Origin of the sequence: Roseobacter sp. GAI101, from assembly GCF_000156335.1 — a bacterium.
GTDB lineage: Bacteria > Pseudomonadota > Alphaproteobacteria > Rhodobacterales > Rhodobacteraceae > Sulfitobacter.
The window spans coordinates 613,350-632,350 of record NZ_DS999213.1 but is presented as its reverse complement, the minus strand read 5'-3'; the positions used below and the strand labels follow the sequence as shown (position 1 = coordinate 632,350).

General features: G+C 57.8%; 19 protein-coding genes and 1 pseudogene. 5 read left to right on the top strand and 15 right to left on the bottom strand.

Annotated features, from left to right (window positions below; genetic code table 11):
• Window positions 1-41: 41 nt before the first annotated feature.
• Together aroQ and RGAI101_RS02920 are read right to left on the bottom strand one after the other, a co-directional pair.
• Window positions 42-473, bottom strand: coding sequence for a type II 3-dehydroquinate dehydratase (gene aroQ, locus RGAI101_RS02925; protein ID WP_008227672.1), 432 nt, complete (start codon window positions 471-473; stop codon window positions 42-44).
• Between the two features lie 51 nt (window positions 474-524).
• Entirely contained in the window at window positions 525-926 is a 402-nt protein-coding gene (locus tag RGAI101_RS02920; protein ID WP_008225209.1) for a rhodanese-like domain-containing protein, read from the bottom strand.
• A gap of 118 nt (window positions 927-1,044) precedes the next feature.
• On the opposite strand from RGAI101_RS02920, the gene RGAI101_RS02915 reads away from it, so the two are divergent.
• The 3 genes from RGAI101_RS02915 (at window position 1,045) to RGAI101_RS02905 (ending at window position 4,049) form a co-directional block, all read left to right on the top strand.
• Window positions 1,045-1,866 (top strand): FkbM family methyltransferase, encoded by an 822-nt coding sequence (locus tag RGAI101_RS02915; protein WP_198133670.1) that lies wholly within the window; start codon window positions 1,045-1,047, stop codon window positions 1,864-1,866.
• Between the two features lie 132 nt (window positions 1,867-1,998).
• Window positions 1,999-3,009, top strand: coding sequence for an IS30 family transposase (locus tag RGAI101_RS02910; protein ID WP_008228879.1), 1,011 nt, complete (start codon window positions 1,999-2,001; stop codon window positions 3,007-3,009).
• A gap of 200 nt (window positions 3,010-3,209) precedes the next feature.
• Entirely contained in the window at window positions 3,210-4,049 is an 840-nt protein-coding gene (locus tag RGAI101_RS02905; RefSeq protein ID WP_008228741.1) for a fumarylacetoacetate hydrolase family protein, read from the top strand.
• A gap of 5 nt (window positions 4,050-4,054) precedes the next feature.
• On the opposite strand, the gene phoB is transcribed toward RGAI101_RS02905, so the two are convergent.
• The 10 genes from phoB to RGAI101_RS02855 form a co-directional block, all read right to left on the bottom strand.
• The gene (gene phoB / locus RGAI101_RS02900) at window positions 4,055-4,744 is read right to left on the bottom strand and encodes a phosphate regulon transcriptional regulator PhoB (RefSeq protein WP_008228918.1); all 690 of its coding nucleotides are present in this window, start codon (window positions 4,742-4,744) and stop codon (window positions 4,055-4,057) included.
• A gap of 3 nt (window positions 4,745-4,747) precedes the next feature.
• A complete protein-coding gene (gene phoU, locus RGAI101_RS02895; protein ID WP_008225632.1) occupies window positions 4,748-5,455 on the bottom strand; it encodes a phosphate signaling complex protein PhoU in 708 nt (235 codons plus the stop codon).
• 4 nt (window positions 5,456-5,459) lie between these two features.
• Window positions 5,460-6,257, bottom strand: coding sequence for a phosphate ABC transporter ATP-binding protein PstB (pstB, locus tag RGAI101_RS02890; protein WP_037228934.1), 798 nt, complete (start codon window positions 6,255-6,257; stop codon window positions 5,460-5,462).
• Window positions 6,258-6,274: 17 nt separating this feature from the next.
• Window positions 6,275-7,606: a phosphate ABC transporter permease PstA gene (gene pstA / locus RGAI101_RS02885; RefSeq protein WP_008226181.1), complete on the bottom strand. Its 1,332-nt coding sequence runs from the start codon at window positions 7,604-7,606 to the stop codon at window positions 6,275-6,277.
• Window positions 7,603-9,102, bottom strand: a complete 1,500-nt coding sequence (pstC, locus tag RGAI101_RS02880) for a phosphate ABC transporter permease subunit PstC (protein WP_302621177.1) — start codon at window positions 9,100-9,102, stop codon at window positions 7,603-7,605. Before pstC ends, pstA begins: the two co-directional genes overlap by 4 nt.
• Window positions 9,103-9,231: 129 nt before the next feature.
• Window positions 9,232-10,272, bottom strand: a complete 1,041-nt coding sequence (locus RGAI101_RS02875) for a substrate-binding domain-containing protein (RefSeq protein ID WP_037227215.1) — start codon at window positions 10,270-10,272, stop codon at window positions 9,232-9,234.
• A gap of 132 nt (window positions 10,273-10,404) precedes the next feature.
• On the bottom strand, window positions 10,405-11,457 hold the full coding sequence (locus RGAI101_RS02870; RefSeq protein WP_008226594.1) for a sensor histidine kinase: 1,053 nt from the start codon (window positions 11,455-11,457) through the stop codon (window positions 10,405-10,407).
• 3 nt (window positions 11,458-11,460) lie between these two features.
• Window positions 11,461-11,982, bottom strand: coding sequence for a gamma carbonic anhydrase family protein (locus RGAI101_RS02865; protein WP_008228718.1), 522 nt, complete (start codon window positions 11,980-11,982; stop codon window positions 11,461-11,463).
• A complete protein-coding gene (gene gmk / locus RGAI101_RS02860; RefSeq protein WP_008226535.1) occupies window positions 11,979-12,620 on the bottom strand; it encodes a guanylate kinase in 642 nt (213 codons plus the stop codon). The genes RGAI101_RS02865 and gmk overlap by 4 nt, the downstream gene beginning before the upstream one ends.
• Before the next feature lie 3 nt (window positions 12,621-12,623).
• A complete protein-coding gene (locus RGAI101_RS02855; RefSeq protein ID WP_037227206.1) occupies window positions 12,624-13,514 on the bottom strand; it encodes a YicC/YloC family endoribonuclease in 891 nt (296 codons plus the stop codon).
• Between the two features lie 307 nt (window positions 13,515-13,821).
• On the opposite strand from RGAI101_RS02855, the gene RGAI101_RS02850 reads away from it, so the two are divergent.
• Window positions 13,822-14,451: a PAS domain-containing protein gene (locus tag RGAI101_RS02850; protein WP_254655235.1), complete on the top strand. Its 630-nt coding sequence runs from the start codon at window positions 13,822-13,824 to the stop codon at window positions 14,449-14,451.
• A gap of 96 nt (window positions 14,452-14,547) precedes the next feature.
• On the opposite strand, the gene RGAI101_RS02845 is transcribed toward RGAI101_RS02850, so the two are convergent.
• Window positions 14,548-15,918: a class II 3-deoxy-7-phosphoheptulonate synthase gene (locus tag RGAI101_RS02845; protein WP_008225251.1), complete on the bottom strand. Its 1,371-nt coding sequence runs from the start codon at window positions 15,916-15,918 to the stop codon at window positions 14,548-14,550.
• A 199-nt stretch (window positions 15,919-16,117) separates the two neighbouring features.
• Between RGAI101_RS02845 and RGAI101_RS02840 the strand changes: the two genes are divergently transcribed.
• On the top strand, window positions 16,118-17,122 hold the full coding sequence (locus RGAI101_RS02840) for a GlxA family transcriptional regulator (protein WP_037227203.1): 1,005 nt from the start codon (window positions 16,118-16,120) through the stop codon (window positions 17,120-17,122).
• A 740-nt stretch (window positions 17,123-17,862) separates the two neighbouring features.
• On the opposite strand, the gene RGAI101_RS02835 is transcribed toward RGAI101_RS02840, so the two are convergent.
• Window positions 17,863-18,726 (bottom strand): fumarylacetoacetate hydrolase family protein, encoded by an 864-nt coding sequence (locus tag RGAI101_RS02835; protein ID WP_008229411.1) that lies wholly within the window; start codon window positions 18,724-18,726, stop codon window positions 17,863-17,865.
• Between the two features lie 63 nt (window positions 18,727-18,789).
• A pseudogene (locus RGAI101_RS22330) lies at window positions 18,790-19,001 on the bottom strand (sugar ABC transporter ATP-binding protein); the annotation flags it as partial.

Sequence of the window (19,001 nt, the reverse complement as noted above, 5' to 3'; positions counted from 1 at the left end):
TTTCGTTCAGCGCCTTAAGGTCGCACCATAAAGCAATGATTTTAAATCTTTAAATGCCCCTTGATCGCATCAATCGCCAGAAGGTAGCTCTGCGCGCCAAAGCCGCAGATCTGGCCAACAGCGACCGGGGCGATGTAGGATTTATGCCGGAACGCCTCGCGTGCGTGGATGTTGCTCAGGTGAACCTCGATCACGGGCAATTCGACAGACGCAATCGCATCCATCAATGCGACAGAAGTGTGCGTATAGGCACCTGCATTCAGAATGATCCCCGCATGAACGCCCTTGGCCGCGTGGATATGATCGATCAACACGCCTTCATGGTTGGACTGCTCAAAGCTGAGATCGAACGCGGTCGCATGCGCGCGGCACATTGCCTCGACATCCGCCAAGGTCGTCGATCCGTAGACTTCGGGCTGGCGCGTGCCGAGCAGGTTGAGGTTGGGACCATTCAGGATCAGGATCGAAGTCATGCAGTTTGCCTTTTCTAATTCATTGGACAGAACACAGGGTCCTAAAACTCTTTAGTCTTTCTTTTCAGGGAATTCGACGGGGCCACCATGTTTTTCCCAAGTCGAAAACCCTTCGCGCAGATGCGCTGCCTCGAACCCCATATCTTGCAGGGTTGCGGTCGTGATGGCTGATCGCCAGCCCGAAGCGCAATGGAAGACGAATGTCTTGTCCTCGGCAAAAATCTCTTTGAAATAAGGGCTATCCGGGTCGACCCAGAATTCGATCATGCCGCGCGGCGCATGAAAACTGCCGGGGATATAACCGCTGCGCTGGCGCTCGCGAATATCGCGCAGGTCAACGATCACGACGTCGGGATCATCAAGCATCGCGATCAGATCAGGTGTTTCGATTTCCTTGATCCGCGCGCGTGCAGCTTGAACCATATCGGCAGAAGAAAGTTTCAAGGCGGCCATCGTAAATTCCTTTCAGCGGGGTATTATGCCTACAACGCGGTGGCATGATTGCAGACATAGATTTGCTGTGGACTATGCCACGACCGCACGCAACGTAAAGACAGGGATTGACGATTGCATGGATTACCAAGGATTTGAAGCAGAACAAGCCGCGCTCCAAGGCCCGATGGTCGATGACTACGGACGTGAATTCCAGCAATTTTCAAACCAGGAACTTGTCCGCGTCTTTCATGAATTGCTCGAGCTGGAAGATGTGTCATGCATCCTTGAACTGGGCGCGCACCGTGCGGCGACCTCGAAACGTTTCGTCAAAGCCAAAGCAGGCCGCAAAGCCGTCGCTATCGAGGCGAACCCTTTCAATGTCGCGAAATTCGGTCCCTTGGCCGAAGAAGCCGGCGTCTTGTATCTGAACTACGCGCTGAACGACCGGACCGGACCGCTTGACCTGGTGCTGAGCGATTCAGACCAGGACCGCAAACGCGGGCATACGAAGACGTCCAATTCCATCCTGCGCAATCTTGATTTCGGCCGGACGAAAAACGTTGAAGTGCCCGGCATTACCTTTGACGATCTGGAGCATGACCCGGCGTTCAAAGACTACCTGCCATCGCTGGCCGACGCGCGTCCGGCCTTGTGGATCGACGTCGAAGGCGCGCTGAGCCAGCTTTTGGCCGGCGCACACACCGCATTACCCAAATGCCTTTTCGCCATGGCCGAAGTTGAAAGAGTCGAGCGTTTCGAAGGTCAGAAGACCGTCAGTCACGTGGCACGCCAGTTCGCCGATCTGGGTTTCTTCCCGTTCTTGCGCGACAGCGAATACATGCCCACGCAGCATAACGTCATCTTTGTTAATGGTGCGCTTGTCACACCGGACAAGATACAGTCAGTGAAAGAGACGTTCGTTAAGAATATCAAGGACTACAAGCCAGAAACTACTTGATGAGCACACTAACTTAGCTAGGGCGTTTTATTACATAATGTTGATTATGAGAATAACGGGTTTTGTATGGGTGGATTCACAAACGAAGTGCAAATTCTTTACTAAAACAGAGAGTTGCACGGAGGATGAAGAATGGGAACCCACTACTGTCACCTGAAGCTGGACGAACGTCGCAAGCTTGCAAAGTGGCTTGAAGCCAAAATGCCGATTTCAGAGATCGCGGATCGACTGGGTCGCGACCCGTCCACGATCTACCGAGACATTAAGCGTAATCGGTACACGGACGACGAACTCCCTGAGCTAAATGGGTATCACGCGCTCGTCGCTCAGGACAAATATGAGCAGCGCCGCGCGATCCATCGCAAGATGATCATTCACCCTGATTTGAAAGCCGCGATCGAAGACCGCCTGAAGGCTGGCTGGTCCCCCGAACAGATCGCCGGCCGGATGCGGCTCGAACGGCACCCGATCCGCGTGAGCCACGAGACGATCTATCGCTTTGCCTATTCCAAAGACGGTCGCGAGGAACAGTTCTACCGCCATCTCCCTGAGCATCGCCGTCGCCGCCGACCGCGTGGTTACCGCAGGCACAACAGAACCCACATATTCGACGTTCAAAGCCTGTCACACAGGCCTGAGCGCGTCTCAGAACGCTTGGAATTCGGCCATTGGGAGTGCGACTTGATGATGTTCCGCAAGGAGCATGGGAAGGTAAACGTGACGTCATTGGTCGAGCGCGTCAGCCGCTATGCCGTCGTGATGCGTAATGAAGATCGCCAATCCAAACCGATCATGGAGTCCCTGATCAACGGGTTGGCTCCCCTGCCCGCCGACGCGCGCCAGTCTATCACCTTTGATCGCGGCACCGAGTTTTCGGCATGGAAGCATCTCAAGGCCGGGATCGGTGCGGATGCCTGGTTCTGTGACCCGCAAGCGCCCTATCAGAAAGGCAGTGTTGAGAATACGAACAACAGGCTGCGCCGATACCTGCCAAGATCAACCGCACCGACGGCGCTGACAAATCGATATTTGAGGTCGATTTGCCACCGCCTCAACGCAACGCCGCGCAAGTGCCTTGGCTACCGGACGCCCGCTGAGGTCTTTGAAAGCAACCTGATGGAAATACAGAACCGGTTGGAGTAAAACGAGATATCAAGAACTGCACTTCACCATGAGTTCACATATTTACGCGCCGTATGTGCAAGCCCCGATCGGTTAGCAAAGCTAGTTCTGCCAGGTCAACGGCGCGGGAAAACTGATGGCATGCGGGTCAGCATCGGGATATGCTGACGACCTGGAAAGTTTACCAGCGCGCATAAAAATATCTGATCAAAGGACCTTCGATGAAACTTTGTCGTATCAAGACATCCTCCGGCATTCGTCCCGCAATACTTGACGCTAACGGCCAGCACCGCGATCTGTCCGAGCATGTCTCTGACCTTGAATTGTCCAGCATGGCCCCGGATGCCCTTGACGCCTTGCGCCGCATTGACCCGAAGACATTGCCCGAGATCGAGGGTGAATACGCCCCTGTGCTGAACGACATCCGGCGGATCCTGTGCATCGGACTGAATTATTCAGACCATGCCGCCGAGGCTGGGATGCCCGTGCCGGACCACCCGATCCTGTTCGCCAAGCTTTGTGCAGCGACGGGTGCTAACGAACCGATCATCATCCCCAAAGACTCGGAAAAAACGGATTGGGAGGTCGAGCTGGCCGTGATCATCGGCACCAAGGCCCAGCATGTGTCCGAGGCTGACGCGCTGTCCCATGTGGCGGGTTATGCCACCTTTAACGACGTGTCCGAGCGCGCCTTTCAGATCGAATTTGGCGGGCAATGGGTCAAGGGCAAGTCCTGTGACACCTTTGCGCCCATCGGCCCTTGGCTGGTGACCAAGGACGAAGTACCCGATCCACAGAACCTGGACCTGTGGCTGGATGTGAACGGGACCCGGCGTCAGACCGGCAACACCAGCACGATGGTGTTTTCCGTGGCCGAGATCATCTCGTTTCTCAGCCGCTTCATGACGCTGCTGCCCGGTGATGTGATCGCGACCGGAACGCCCCCCGGCGTCGGCATGGGTTTCAAGCCACCGGTCTATCTACAGCCCGGAGATGTCGTGGAACTGGGCATTTCAGGCATCGGCGATCAGAAGCAAAATGTGATATCTTTCAAAGGCTAAGCACCCTATCCTAATGCATAACCTGCACCGCGGACCGTCCGGATTGGATCATCGCCACCATGCTGTGTCAGCGCCTTGCGCAGCCGGGCAATGTGAACATCGACGGTCCGCGTATCGACAAAGATATCGCGACCCCAGACATGATCCAGAAGCTGATCGCGGCTGAATACGCGGCCGGGACGTTCTAGCAAGGTCACAAGCAGGCGATATTCGGTTGGCCCCAACTTCAGCTCTTGGGTGGCGCGGTTGACGCGGTGCCGTTCTGGGTCCAGCGTGATGTCCTGATAGCAAAGCTGGCCACCGGTCGCAGCGGGCCGTATGCGGCGCAACTGGGTGCGCACGCGCGCCATCAGCTCGCGCATGGAATAGGGTTTGACCACATAGTCGTCGGCCCCCGTCTCAAGTCCGCGAACGGCGTCCACCTCTTCGGAACGGGCGGAAAGCATGATCACCGGAATGTTGCGCGTGTCTTCGCGGGTCTTCAACTGTCGGCACACTTCGATCCCGCTAAGCAGCGGCATCATCCAGTCCAGGATCACGAGGTCAGGCAGCGCCTCGGCGACCAGCAGCATCGCTTCTTCGCCATTCTCGGCGCGGCGTACGTCATACCCTTCGGATTCAAGGTTGTATGCCAGAACTTCGCGTTGTGCCGGTTCGTCTTCAACCAGCAAGATTTGAGGCTGATCCGCAGACATGGTCTAGCCCTTAAGCTTGGTCGAGGTGTCATCCGCTTTCGGACGATCCTCGTCTGGCTGTGTGCCAGTCACCAGATAGACGACCTGTTCGGCGATCGACGTCACCAGATCACCCATGCGTTCCACGTTTTTCGCAATGAAATGCAGGTGCATACACGAGGTAATGTTGCGCGGGTCTTCCATCATGAATGTCAGGAATTCGCGGAACAGCGCGTTGTACATCTGGTCCACGTCTTCATCGCGGGCGATCACATCCATCGCCAGATCGACGTCGCGCTGAACATAGCAATCCAGTGCATCTTTCAGCATGGATTCGACCGTCTTGCACATGCGCCGGATGGCCCCGGTGCTGTCCTTCACCTCGGGAAGCTGGGCCAGCACGGTATTCCGCTTGGCCATGTTTTTTGCATAATCGCCAATACGTTCCAGGCTGGCGCTGATCTTGATCACACTCAGGATCAGACGCAAATCAATGGCGGTCGGCGCGCGCAAGGCAATGATGCGGGCGGCGCGTTCGTTGATCAGTTCTTCGAGGGCATCAATGGCCTTGTCCCCTGCCCGCACCTGTACGGCCAGTTCCGCATCGCGGGTTTCCAGCGATTGCGAGGCAAGCCGGATGGCGTCTTCGACCATCCCGCCCATTTTCATGATTTGCGCCTGAACTGCTTCCAGATCGCGGTCAAAAGCTGAGGCAATGTGTTGATCTGCCATGATATTATCCAATCCGGCCTGTGATATAGCTTTCCGTCCGAGGGTCCTCGGGCGCGGTGAAGATCTTGTCCGTCTCGCCGTATTCGACCAAATGGCCCAAATGGAAAAACGCAGTTTTCTGGCTGACCCGCGCAGCCTGCTGCATCGAGTGGGTCACGATCACCACGGCATAGCTTTGACGCAGTTCGTCGATCAATTCCTCGACCTGGGCCGTGGCAATGGGGTCAAGCGCCGAACAGGGTTCATCCATCAGCAACACTTCGGGTTCCGTGGCCACGGCGCGGGCAATGCACAAACGCTGCTGTTGGCCACCCGACAGGCCGGTGCCGGGGGCATGCAGGCGGTCCTTGACCTCGTTCCAGATCGCACCGCGTTTCAGTGCACGTTCCACGATATCGTCCAGCTCGGCCTTGTTGCGGGCCAGGCCGTGGATGCGCGGGCCGTAAGCGACGTTATCATAAATCGACTTGGGGAACGGGTTGGGCTTTTGGAAAACCATCCCCACCTTGGCGCGCAGCTGTACCGGATCGACCTTGCTGTCATAGATGTCTTCGCCGTCGATCAGGATGTCGCCCTGCACGCGGCAGATATCAATCGTGTCGTTCATCCTGTTGATACAACGCAGAAAAGTGGACTTGCCGCAGCCGGATGGCCCGATAAAGGCGGTGACGGTCTTGTCCTGGATATCAACCGACACATCCTTGATGGCGTGGTTGTCGCCATAATAGACCTGTACGTCACGGGCCGCGATTTTGATCTTGTCTGTGGTCACGTCGGTCTCCGATATTACGTTGTCTTTCATTGCCTTGGTCTCCATTCCTACCAGCGTCTCTCGAACCGGCGGCGGAGCATGACGGCGATGGCGTTCATGGTCACGAGGAAGACCAGCAAGATGATGATACCGCCCCAGGCCCGTTCATAAAAGGCGGGGTCTGCGCGTTTTGCCCATTCGTAGATTTGTGCCGGCATCGCCGAATTGGGGTCCAGCAGGCCGGACGCGATCCCGTCGGGCGGGTTTGACGCGATGAACCCCACCATACCGATCAACAAGAGCGGCGCAGTTTCACCCAAGGCTTGGGCAAGACCGATGATGGTGCCGGTCAGGATGCCGGGCGCAGCCAAGGGCAGCACATGGTGGAACACCGACTGCATCTTTGACGCCCCGACCCCCAAAGCCGCGTCGCGGATGCTGGGCGGCACTGATTTCAGGGATGCGCGGGTCGAGATGATGATGGTGGGCAGCGTCATCAACGTCAGCACCAGCCCGCCAACCAATGGTGCAGAGTTGGGCAGATGCATGTAGTTGATGAACACGGCGAGGCCCAGAATACCGAACACGATCGATGGTACCGCAGCAAGGTTCGAGATGTTCACCTCGATGATGTCGGTGATCCAGTTTTTCGGCGCGAATTCTTCGAGATAGATCGATGCGGCCACCCCGATCGGCAGCGCCAGCGCCAACACGACCAGCATCATGAACAGCGACCCCAACATCGACACGCCCATGCCGGCGGCTTCGGGGCGGGCGTCGGATGCGTCGGCACCGGTGATAAACGCAAGGTTAAAGCGCTTTTCCAGCGCGCCATCGGCGATCAGCGCATCGACCAGATCTAGCTGCGCGGTGCTGATGTTCTTGTCGTTAGCAATGCTTTCCCGGGTCACCCGCCCTTTCAGGTACCCGTCGACACGGCTGTTCGTCAGAAAGCGGAATTCGACCGAAGATCCGATCAGATCGGTATTCTCCAGCACGAAGTCACGCAGTTGCGCCGCAGCGTCTTTCGACAGGATCGCGGCCATGTCCTTGGGCTTCAGCCCGGTTTCGATCCCGGTGTCGGCGACCTTTTTTTCAAGCGCAGCGGCCATCAGCGGCGCATAGCCGAAGGTCGATACTTTCTTGATATCCTCAAGATCGCGATTGCCTTTCTTGTCCAGCTTCGCCTCGAGAAGTTGCACATCCAGCGTCAGGAATGTCTGCTGAAACGCGCCGGTTCCGCGCCCGATGATGGTCGTCAGCAAGATCAAAAGCATCAGCAGGCCAACGGCAATCGCAGCAATCCCGTAGGCCTTGAACCGCGTTTCGGCCCGGTTGCGTTTCACCGTACGCGCGTCTTGACGCAGCAGGGAATTCTTTGGCGTCGTGTGATCGGTCATTCGTACTGCTCCCGGTATTTGCGCACGATATAAAGCGCCAGCACATTCAGCCCCAGCGTCAGCACGAACAGCGTCAAGCCAAGGGCGAAGGCCACAAGCGTTTCGGGGCTGGCAAAGTCTGTGTCACCGGTCAGCTGGCTGACGATGCGGGTGGTGATGGTGGTCATCGCCTCTAGCGGGTTTGGCGATATTCGGGCAATGGCCCCTGCCCCCAACACCACGATCATGGTTTCGCCGATCGCACGGCTGGCCGCCAGCAGGATGGCCCCCACGATGCCGGGCAGCGCTGCGGGCAGCACGACCTGGCGGATGGTTTCGGAGTGGGTCGCCCCAAGGCCGAATGACCCGTCGCGCATTGACTGCGGTACGGCGTTGATGATGTCGTCACTAAGCGAGGATACGAAGGGGATCAGCATGATACCCATGACCAACCCGGCCGTCAGAACCGAAGTTGCCCCGCTCATCCAGTCCACGCCCAGAATGCCGTCTTCGCCGCGTCCGAACAGATCGACCAGAAACGGCCCCACGGTCAGCAAGGCGAACAGGCCGTAGACGATGGTGGGAATACCGGCAAGGATCTCAAGCAGCGGTTTGGCAAGCGCGCGAACCTTGTTGTTGGCATATTCCGACAGGTAGATCGCGGCGAACAGGCCGATGGGTACCGCCACGAAAAGCGCGATGATCGAGATATAAAGCGTTCCCCACAGCAGCGGCAGGATCGACAGGTCACTGTCACCACGGAAATTGGGGGCCCATGTGTCGCCCAGGAAAAAATCCTGCCACGGGTGCAATTTGAAAAAGTTGATCGATTCAAACAGCATCGAGAAGACGATGCCAACGGTCGTCAGGATGGCCAGCGATGCCGCGATCATCAGCAACCCCAACACAAAGCGTTCGACCATGTTGCGGGCGCGGAAATCTACCGTGGTGGCGCGCAATGCGACGAATGCGCCACCCAGGGCGACTGCGGCGATCACCGCGATCATCAGCCATTGCCCCGTCGTTTGCATGCTGCGGTAGCGCTGTGCCGCGGCCAGCACATCGGCATTGACGTCGGACCCAAGCGCCACGCCGTTATCGGCCAAAAGCCCGCGCACATCGGTATCGGTGACCGAAATATCGCGCGCGGCATCGGCGCTTAGCGCGCCTGCGTCAACGGCGGTGGTCAGGCCATTGGCGACACGGCGCACATCGCTCATCACCAGATTTACCGATGACCCATCGCTGATCGCGTCCTGGGGGATCATTTCAATAACCGCGTTCTGGATCAGCATCGGCTGGACCAGCAGCCAGATCACCAGTACGAAAAAGGCCGGGATCGCGGTCAGCATCGCGGCATTGTAACCATAGTAGCCCGGCAGGGAGTGCAGTTTACGCGCATCGCCACCAGCAGCGGTCATGGCCCGGCGGCGCGCCGTCACATAGGCCAGTGCGGTCAACATCAGGACCCCGATCACCAGCAGCGTGGTCGGTGCCACATTCAGAAAATTACCCACAAGCGGCCCCCAGTCGTGCCCCTGCAAAAGAGGCTTGTCGTCTTTCAGAATACGGTCTTTTGCTGTGTGGCAGTCAGCAGCAGACGCCCCGGAGAAGGCATAACGCTCCTCCGGGACAAATTAAAGGGCTTAGGAACCGTTGCCCAGAACAGTTTCGTTCGCGACAGTATCCTGAACCGTTGCCAGTTCCGGGTCGGACACCAGACCGTATTCGGCCAAAGGACCATCCGGACCTGCGATTTCATCGGCGACGAAGAATTCTGCGAATTCCTTCAGGCCTGGGATCACGCCGATGTGGGCTTTCTTGACGTAGAAGAACAACGGGCGGGACACAGGGTAATCACCGGTCGAGATTGTCTCGACCGTGGGTTCCACACCGGACATGGTGGCAACGGACAGCTTGTCGGTGTTGTTTTCGTAGAAGGCCAGACCGAACACGCCGATGCCGTCCTTGTTGCTTTCGATGCGGGCCAGCGTTTCGGTGTAATCACCGTCGATGTCGACCGACGCGCCATCTGTGCGCAGCGCGATGCAGGCTTTTTCAGCGGCTTTCTTGTCGTCGCCGTTGGCGGCTTTGAAGGCTTCGAAATCGCCGGTGGCTTCGCAGCCTGCCAGGATCACCTTTTCTTCGAACACTTCACGGGTGCCGTGCTTGGTGCCGGGGATATAGGCCTGGATCGGCTGGTCGGGGAAGCTGGCGTTCACTTCGGACCAGTTCTTGTAGGGGTTCGCGACGATGGCACCGTCTACGACGACCTCAGCGCTCAGCGCCTTGTACCAGTCTTCGGGGGTGAATTCGAAGGTGTTGCCGTCGATGTCGGACGCAAAAACGATGCCGTCATAGCCGATCTGCACTTCGATGATGTCGGTCACGCCGTTCGAGGCGCAGACTTCCTGCTCAGAAGACTTGATCTTGCGCGAGGCGTTCGCGATGTCGATGGTGTTTTCGCCCACACCTTCGCAGAACCGCTTGAGCCCGGCCGAAGAGCCGCCGGATTCAACGACAGGCGTCGGGAAGTCAAAGTTTTCGCCAAACGCTTCGGCAACGATGGAAGCATAGGGAAGAACGGTAGAGGAACCGGCAACCTGAACCTGATCGCGGGCAACGGCAGCTGTTGCGCAAACGGCGGAAATGGCCAGGGCGGATGTGGTGAGTTTAACGAGCGACATGATGTCTCCTGTCAGCTTGGAATTTCTGATCACCCCCATGGTGATCTTGGGGCAAGCACTAGGCCTGCTTCGTTGGTCTTTTGTGACAGTTGTATTACAGTTTTATGACAACGTCCGAAAAACGATCGGATCCTAGCGGTTTTCAGCCGTATCAAAGGGCAGAATAACGGTGAATTGCGCGCCCTGCCCCAAGGTGCTGGTGATTTTCAACCGACCGCGGTGTCTGTTCAGGATATGTTTCACGATCGCCAAACCCAACCCCGTCCCCCCCAAGGCACGGCTGCGGTGGTCATCGGCGCGGTAGAATCGCTCGGTCAGGCGCGGCAGATGCAGTGGATCAATGCCGGGGCCGTGGTCTGTTACCGTGATCCGCACCGCGGGGCCGCGCAGGGACGGATCGCGCAGGGTGGTTTCAACGTCAAGGTCGACCGGTTTGCCAGAACCGCCGTATTTGATCGCGTTTTCGATCAAATTGGTGAACACCTGCATCAGCTGGTCGGTATCCCCGATCAACGGCAAGGGCTCCTCTCCGATGCGCGGCACCAGTGTCACATCCGCCTCGACCGCCAAAGGGTTCAGGTTGCGCAGCGTAGATTGCAGCACATATCGCAGATCGACCTTGTCGGTGGGCCGGACCCGTTCATCGGATTCCACGCGCGACAGCGACAACAGATCGCCAACCAGCCGGTTCATCCGCTCGGCCTCGCCCGTCATGATGCCCAGAAAACGGTCTCGCGCGGCGGCGTCATCGCGTGCAGGTCCGCGCAGGGTTTCGATAAACCCCATCAACGCCGTCAAAGGCGTGCGCAGTTCATGGCTGACGTTGGCGACGAAATCGCGCCGCATCTGGCTTGCCTTGGTAACCTGCGTGATATCCATAAAGCTGAGCAGGACGTAATCCATGCCCACGACCTTGCGCACATGCACCCTGTAAGTGATGTCATTGGTGCCGTCATTGGCAAGGTAATCCGCCTCGCGGGGGGTGGCATCCTTCTGGCACAGCTCCACGGCATCGACCAAGGTGGGCTGACGCAGCACGTTGATATAATGACGCTCGATCGCGCCTTTCCCGACAAGGGCTTCGGCGGCCGGGTTCATCGCCACGATCCGTTCGGCCCGGTCTACCGCCAGCGTGGGCAAGGGCAAGGCCGCCAGCAAATCGGGCAAATGCGGCCTAAGCACCATGGGTCAGACGGGTTTCAGATCGTTGCGGAACCGGCGCGCGTTTTCCTGGTAATGCTTGGCGCTGGCGGTCAAACTGGCAATCGCCGCCGCATCCAGATCACGCACGACCTTGCCCGGCGCGCCCATGACCAGCGACCCATCTGGGATCACCTTGTTTTCAGTAATCAGCGCCCCGGCCCCGATCAGGCAATTCTTGCCGATCTTGGCCCCGTTCAGGATTGTAGCGCCCATGCCCACCAGCGAATTATCCCCGATGGTACAGCCATGCAGCATGACCTTGTGACCGATGGTGCAATTTTTACCGATCGTCAGCGGGCACCCGGGGTCCGTGTGAAAGACCGAATTTTCCTGCACGTTGCTGCCCTTGCCAACCTTGATCGGCTCGTTGTCGCCGCGCAGGGTGCAGCCGAACCAGACAGATGTGTCGGCTTCAAGGACGACATTACCGATCACATTTGCATCGGGGGCAACCCAGGCATCAGGGTCTACGGTCGGGGCGATATCGGCCAGGGCGTACAGGGTCATTTTGTCTCCTCGAATTCGGCTTGCAGGGCGCGGACATGGTCCACCAGTTTAGGTTGTTGGGACAGGCGCAGGCGTTCGGCGGTGATAATGGATTTCAGCCGCGCTTCGGTATCGACCAGATCATCGTTGATCAGAACATAATGGTAGCCATCCCAATGGCTGATCTCATCCCAGCTTTTCTCCATCCGCAGGGCGATGGTTTCGGGGTCGTCCTGCCCGCGCGTCTCGAGCCTGCGGCGCAGTTCCCTGATCGACGGGGGCAGAATAAAGATGGACAGCACATGCTGTTTCAAGGCCGAGTTGCTGATCTGCTGTGCGCCTTGCCAATCAACGTCGAACAGCACGTCGCGTCCGTTGTCGATGGATTTCTGCACCGGCCCTTTGGGTGAGCCGTAGTAATTCCCAAAGACCCGCGCATGTTCCAGCATCTCGCCGTCATTGACCATGTTGCGGAACTTTTCTTCATCGGTGAAAAAGTAATCCTTGCCATCGACTTCGCCCACACGGGGCGCGCGGGTGGTCGCCGATACGGAAAATTGCAGCGATGCATCCCAGTCGCGCAATTTCCGCGCAAGGGTCGATTTGCCCGCCCCCGAAGGAGAGCTGAGGATGATCAATAGGCCGCGGCGGTCGCTCATGGGTTACTCCACATTCTGTACTTGTTCACGCATCTGGTCGATCACGGCTTTCAAGGCCAATCCGACACGTGTGAGGTCGGTGTTTTGCGCCTTGGAACACAGTGTATTGGCCTCGCGGTTGAATTCCTGCATCAGGAAATCCAGCTTGCGCCCGACGGCACCGCCTTGGCTTAACAGGTCGCGCGCCGCGGCGACATGCGCGATCAGCCGGTCGATTTCTTCGGTGATGTCCGATTTGACCGCAATCAGGGCAAGTTCCTGCGCCAGGCGGTCGGCGTCTACGCCTTCGCTGTTGTCCAGCACCCGCGCCAGATTGCGCTGAAGGGTCGTCGCCATCTCGGCCTTGCGTGCTTCGGCCAGTTCAGCGGCCTGGGCCGTCAGGCTTTCGACCTCGGCCAGCTGCGTCATCATCACCTGCATCAAGGCGGCACCCTCGCGGCTGCGCATGGCATTGAAGTCCGCAAGGACCGCTGGAAACTCTGCCAGAAGCGCCGCGGAAAGCGCTTCTACGTTATCCACGGTCGTCGCCTGCTCCAACACGCCGCGCATGGTGACAATGTCGGTGGCTTTGGACGGGGCCAGTGACACGCCCGCATCCATTGCGCGCGCTTCGATCTGGTGCAGTGCGTCCAGCACGGTTTCCAGCTGCGCCGCGTTCACGCTAAGACTGCCCGATGTTTCGTCGCGGGCGATGCGCAGGTTGCAGGTGACGTTGCCCCGCGCGATCTGCGCACCAAGCGCGCTGCGCAGCCCGGCCTCGAGCCCGTCCACCCAATCGGGCACCCGCAGGCGCAAATCCAGCCCCTTGCCATTGACCGACCGCAGTTCCCATCCCCACGAATGAGGTGCCAGCGCGCCGCTGGCAGAAGCAAAACCCGTCATTGAACGTATCATGGATTTATCCTGTCAGATGTGCTAATAACGAGGCTTTAAAGCTAAATCACATTTTGGGGCAAGTCGAAAGCCGGATGGCCCGTCCGCCCGGCCCTTGCCAAGAGATTAACCAGATGATTCATTTTGTCTGCAAATTTGAAAAGAACTATATATGAAGTCGACTAGAACAAATAAGGCAAGAATGTGCCGCCAAGTGGGCGAATCCACGACACTGATTTAAGCTTGCGTCTGATACAGACGGATTATTGACAAGAGGCACCGCAGTTTGATGGACAACTTTACCAAAAATGCACAGAATGTTGTAAGCATGACAGATTACAACCCAGACCAAAGTTTTGCCATACTTTCGCAGGTCGAGGCCTATTGGGACGCGCTGCGCGGCGATCAATTGCTGCCGAAGCGGTCGGATATTGATCCGCGTGGCATCGAAAATGCACTGGAATTCGCCTTTATCCTTGAACGTGTCGCCCCGGGTGTGGCCCGTCTGCGCATCGCAGGCAGCCACCTGAGCGATCTGATGGGCATGGAAGTGCGCGGCATGCCGATCACGGCGTTTCTGACCCCGACATCGCGCCGCCAGTTCAGCGACATGATGGAAGAAGTCTTTGAATTGCCCGCCACCGCCATGCTGACCCTGAAAAGCGATGTCGGGGATTTGACCGCGCGGATGATCCTGTTGCCGCTGAAAAGCGATATGGGCGACACCAGCCGGATGTTGGGCTGCCTGATGACCCAAGGCGACATGACCGACACGCCATGCCGCTTTGATATCCAGCGGATGCAGATCACGTCTGTTGCAGATAAAATGAACAAGACCATCGAGGTGCCGACCGAACCGGTCCCGCAAAAGGGCTTTGCCGAACCGACAAAGAATTTCGAAGCCGCAGCAAAAAAGCGCCGCCCGCATTATCTGCGTCTGGTGAAATCAGAAGACTAACGCGCCCTACCAACCTGTCCAGCCGGACGAAGCACACCAACGTAAAAGCCGCGCAGCCCTTGTGGGTTACGCGGCTTTTCAAATTTTATCAGCGTCTTAGCTGGCGGCCTTCGCCTGATGTGCCGTCCGACGTCCCGAAAGCTCCTCGGCGACGAGGAAGGCCAGTTCAAGCGACTGGCTGGCGTTCAAACGTGGATCGCAGGCGGTGTGATAACGGTCGGACAGGTCTTCGTCCTGGACCGCGCGTACGCCACCAGTGCATTCTGTCACATCCTGGCCGGTCATCTCGAAATGCACGCCGCCGGGCACAGTGCCTTCGGCTGCATGAACAGCAAAGAATTCACGCACTTCGCGCAGGACAGAATCGAACGGCCGGGTCTTGTAGCCGCTGGACGATTTGATCGTGTTGCCATGCATCGCGTCACAGGTCCAAACCACGTTGGCCCCTTCTTCCTGCACGGTCTTGATCAGGCGCGGCAGGTGTTCGCCCACATTGCCAGCACCGAACCGCGCGATCAGGGTCAGACGGCCTTCTTCATTTTGCGGGTTCAGCGTTTTCATCAGCTGTTTCAGGTCGTCGCTGGTCATGGTCGGGCCGCATTTCAACCCGATGGGGTTTTGCACGCCGCGGGCGAATTCCACGTGCGCGCCATCGGGCTGCCGCGTGCGGTCGCCGATCCAGATCATGTGACCCGAACCCGCCAACCATTTGCCGGTCTGGCTGTCCTGACGGCAAAGCGCTTCCTCATACTCGAGCAAGAGCGATTCGTGGCTTGTATAATATTCAACCGATTGCAGGGTATGTGCCGTTTCAGACGTGACACCCGCCGCCGCCATGAAATCCAGCGTGTCGGAAATACGGTTCGCGATCTCGCGGTATTTCTCGGCCTTTTCGCTTTCGGTAAAGCCCAGCGTCCATCCATGCACCTGATGCACGTCAGCATAACCGCCGGTCGAAAAGGCGCGGATCAGGTTCAGGGTCGCAGCCGCTTGCGTATAGGCGCGCAGCATTTTCTTCGGGTCTGGAATCCGGGCTTCGGGGGTAAAGTCCAATTCGTTGATGATATCGCCGCGGTAGCTGGGCAATTCCACGCCATCAATGATTTCCGTCGGGGCTGAACGCGGCTTGGCAAACTGGCCCGCCATGCGCCCCAGCTTGATCACCGGCACCTTGGCCCCGTGTGTCAGCACGATCGCCATTTGCAGCATGACCTTGAACGTATCCCGGATCATGTCACTGCTGAATTGTTCAAAGCTTTCCGCGCAATCGCCCCCCTGAAGCAGGAAGGCTTCGCCCCGGCCCGCAGCCGCCAGATGCTTTTTCAGCCGCCGCGCCTCACCGGCAAAGACCAACAGGGGATAGCGGGACAACTCGGCCTCGACCGCGTGCAGCGCGTCCTGATCTGGATAGTCGGGCATCTGGATCCGCGGTTTGTCGCGCCAGCTTGATTTGGTCCAATCGGTCATTTTGTCCCTCCGAGGTACGCATCACGCCCGTCAAGGGCGCAAAGATTTGAGATTGTGGTATACAAAAGCCTGCGTCAGGTGACCAGAACTGAAATTCACCCTATTGACCTTGCCCCTGCCCCGTGAGCAAAGTTTCTGTCAGGTTTTGATATTTTCGTTCCAAGCCAATCGCATAAGTGTTCAAACGAAAGGTGAAGCGATGTCAGAGCACCGTACTGCCACACGCGTTCCGATGGATGGCAACAAGCCGCGCATGTTCGTCTTTGTCTTGCTCGAGAACTTCACCATGCTCAGCTTTGCTTCGGCGGTGGAATGCCTGCGCATCGCCAACCGCATGACGGGCCGCGAAGCCTATGCCTGGCGTCTGATCGGTGAAGGCGGCGACCGGGTGCGGTGTTCGGCCGGTGCCGAGTTCACGCTGGACGGCGATCTGGACGACTTGCGGCGCGACGACACGCTGATCGTCTGCAGCGGCATCGACGTTCAGGGGGCAACTACCAAGAAACTGTTGGGCTGGCTGCGTCGCGAGGCTCGCAAGGGTATCATGGTCGGCGGCCTGTGTACCGCCGCCTATACGCTGGCCAAGGCGGGTCTGCTGGACGGCAAGAAAGCGACGATCCATTGGGAAAACCAGGATAGTTTCTCCGAGGAATTCGAAGAGGTGAATCTGACCAAATCGGTCTTTGTGGTTGATGGCAACCGCCTGACGACGGCGGGCGGCACATCGTCAATTGATCTGATGCTCAAGCTGATTGCCGACGATTTGGGCGAAGAACTGGCCAATTCGGTCGCAGATCAGCTGATCTACAGCTCGATCCGGACAGATCAGGACACACAACGTCTGTCCGTGCCCACCCGGATCGGCGTGCGGCACCCCAAGCTGAGCCAGGTCATCCAGATGATGGAAGCCAACATCGAAGAACCTATCAGCCCGTCATCCCTGGCCCGCGTTGTCGGCATGTCGACCCGCCAGTTGGAGCGCCTGTTCCGCCGCTATCTGAATCGCAGCCCCAAGCGGTACTACATGGAACTGCGGCTGCAAAAAGCCCGCAACCTGCTGATGCAGACAGACATGAGCGTGATCAACGTGGCCCTCGCCTGCGGCTTTGCCTCTCCGTCGCATTTCTCGAAATGCTACCGCGCGCATTATGACACGACCCCCTATCGCGAACGCGGATCCCACGCCGCACGGCTTTCGATCTAGAGGGCATAGCCGCTGCGCTGGCCGTTACAGGCAGCGCAGCCATCGCGTGCGCAACGCCGCGGAGACTGCTCAGAGATTCTGCGAAGACCACATGGCGAGCTAGATGCGCAGAAAAACGTCTGGATCATCTGCGACGGACCTTGCTGCAAGACCAGCACCATCGCAAAAAATAGGCATCGTTGAGTTCGCTTAAACGCACCGTGGGGCACCGTAAGCGGGTCAATAAGTTCGTCATGTCCATCGCAAGTTTCCGACGCATTGCTGAGCAGCGCTGATCAAAGACCGGTAATGGCGGAAGACAGTCCGTAAAAAAATTAGCCTTAACTCTTTTCCATAGGGTTATTAACAAATACCAATCACTTAAAACCCCTTCAGTTTTCAGATTTCATACTTAATGACCTGCAGCGTTTGTTAAAGGAAGTGTTTGCTAACTTAACGCGTGTCTCTGATTTCGAGCGTATTCGATTAATCCGTCTGCGGCTGATCACAGCAACAAGCAATCGGCCAAGTCTTTACCACAAAGATTGAACAGCCTTATGGCTGGGGTCCATGCCGCGGTCTTACAAATGAACCCCAGAATTACGGAACAAAGCCGGAAAGCCTATCAAATGAGCCAAGCGGATGATGTCTGGGGCTCTTCCCGACGTATAAAAAGGGCGTGTCTTTTGTGGTTCCACGAAGCCAATGCAAAGCTCTCCCCGCCTCAACCAATTCTGCTCTGACAGCGCCTCTGATTACGCTTACGCGCGAAGGGCGGGCAATACCGATGACCGTTGTTCCCCCAGACCCGCGATCCCCAGTGTAACCACCTCGCCACCTTTCAGGTATCGGGGCGGCTTCTGGCCCATGCCCACGCCTGGAGGCGTACCGGTCGAGATCACATCGCCGGGCTGGAGGCTCATGAAGCGGCTGCAATAAGACACAAGGTGAGGCACCTTGTAGATCAATGTCGCAGTGGAACCGGACTGCTGGCGTTTACCGTCAACATCAAGCCACATGTCCAGATCATTAAGGTCGGCCACTTCGTCCGGCGTAACAAGCCATGGTCCAGTGGGCCCGAAGGTGTCGCAGCCTTTACCCTTGTCCCATGTCCCAGCGCGCTCCAACTGGAATTCGCGCTCTGACACGTCGTTGATTATACAAAAGCCTGCGACGTGGTTCATGGCATCCGCCTCGTCGATGTAGGTGCCCGGTTCTCCGATCACCACGCCAAGTTCGACTTCCCAATCAGTCTTGACGGAATCCCGCGGGATCTGAATGGCATCGTTCGGGCCGACGACAGCCGATGTCCACTTGTTGAAAATCACCGGCTCCGGCGGGATCGCCATACCCGCTTCCTCGGCGTGGTCGGCGTAATTCAGGCCAATACAGATGAATTTCCCGATGCCCCCGACGCAGGCACCAAGCCGCAAACTCTCCTGCGGGGTGCCGTCGACGAGTGGAAGCGTTTCAACGTCGATCTCGCGCAGCGCCTTCAGGCCCGCGGGCCGCAGCGTTTCACCAGCGATGTCAGGGACCACTTGTGACAGATCCCGCACGCGGCCGGATGTGTCGAGCAGGCCAGGTTTTTCGGATCCGGGGGCACCGTAACGGAGAAGTTTCATGGGGTTTCCTTCGATTGATTAGATGTGTTCGATATCATTCGGAGCTGGCATCATCGGCCAGCATCAGGCAGCCTGTCCGGAACTGATCCCTGAGATGGCCTGTATCAGGTTGTCTTCCGTCACTTCCTCGGACGTGAAGGTGCGCATCACCCGGCCCGAATACATCGCGACGATCCGATCAGAGACGTGCATCACTTCGGGCATCTCTGAGCTGATGACCATGACCGCATAACCTTGTGCTGCAAGTTTGCGCAGCAGCTTGTGTATCTCGGACT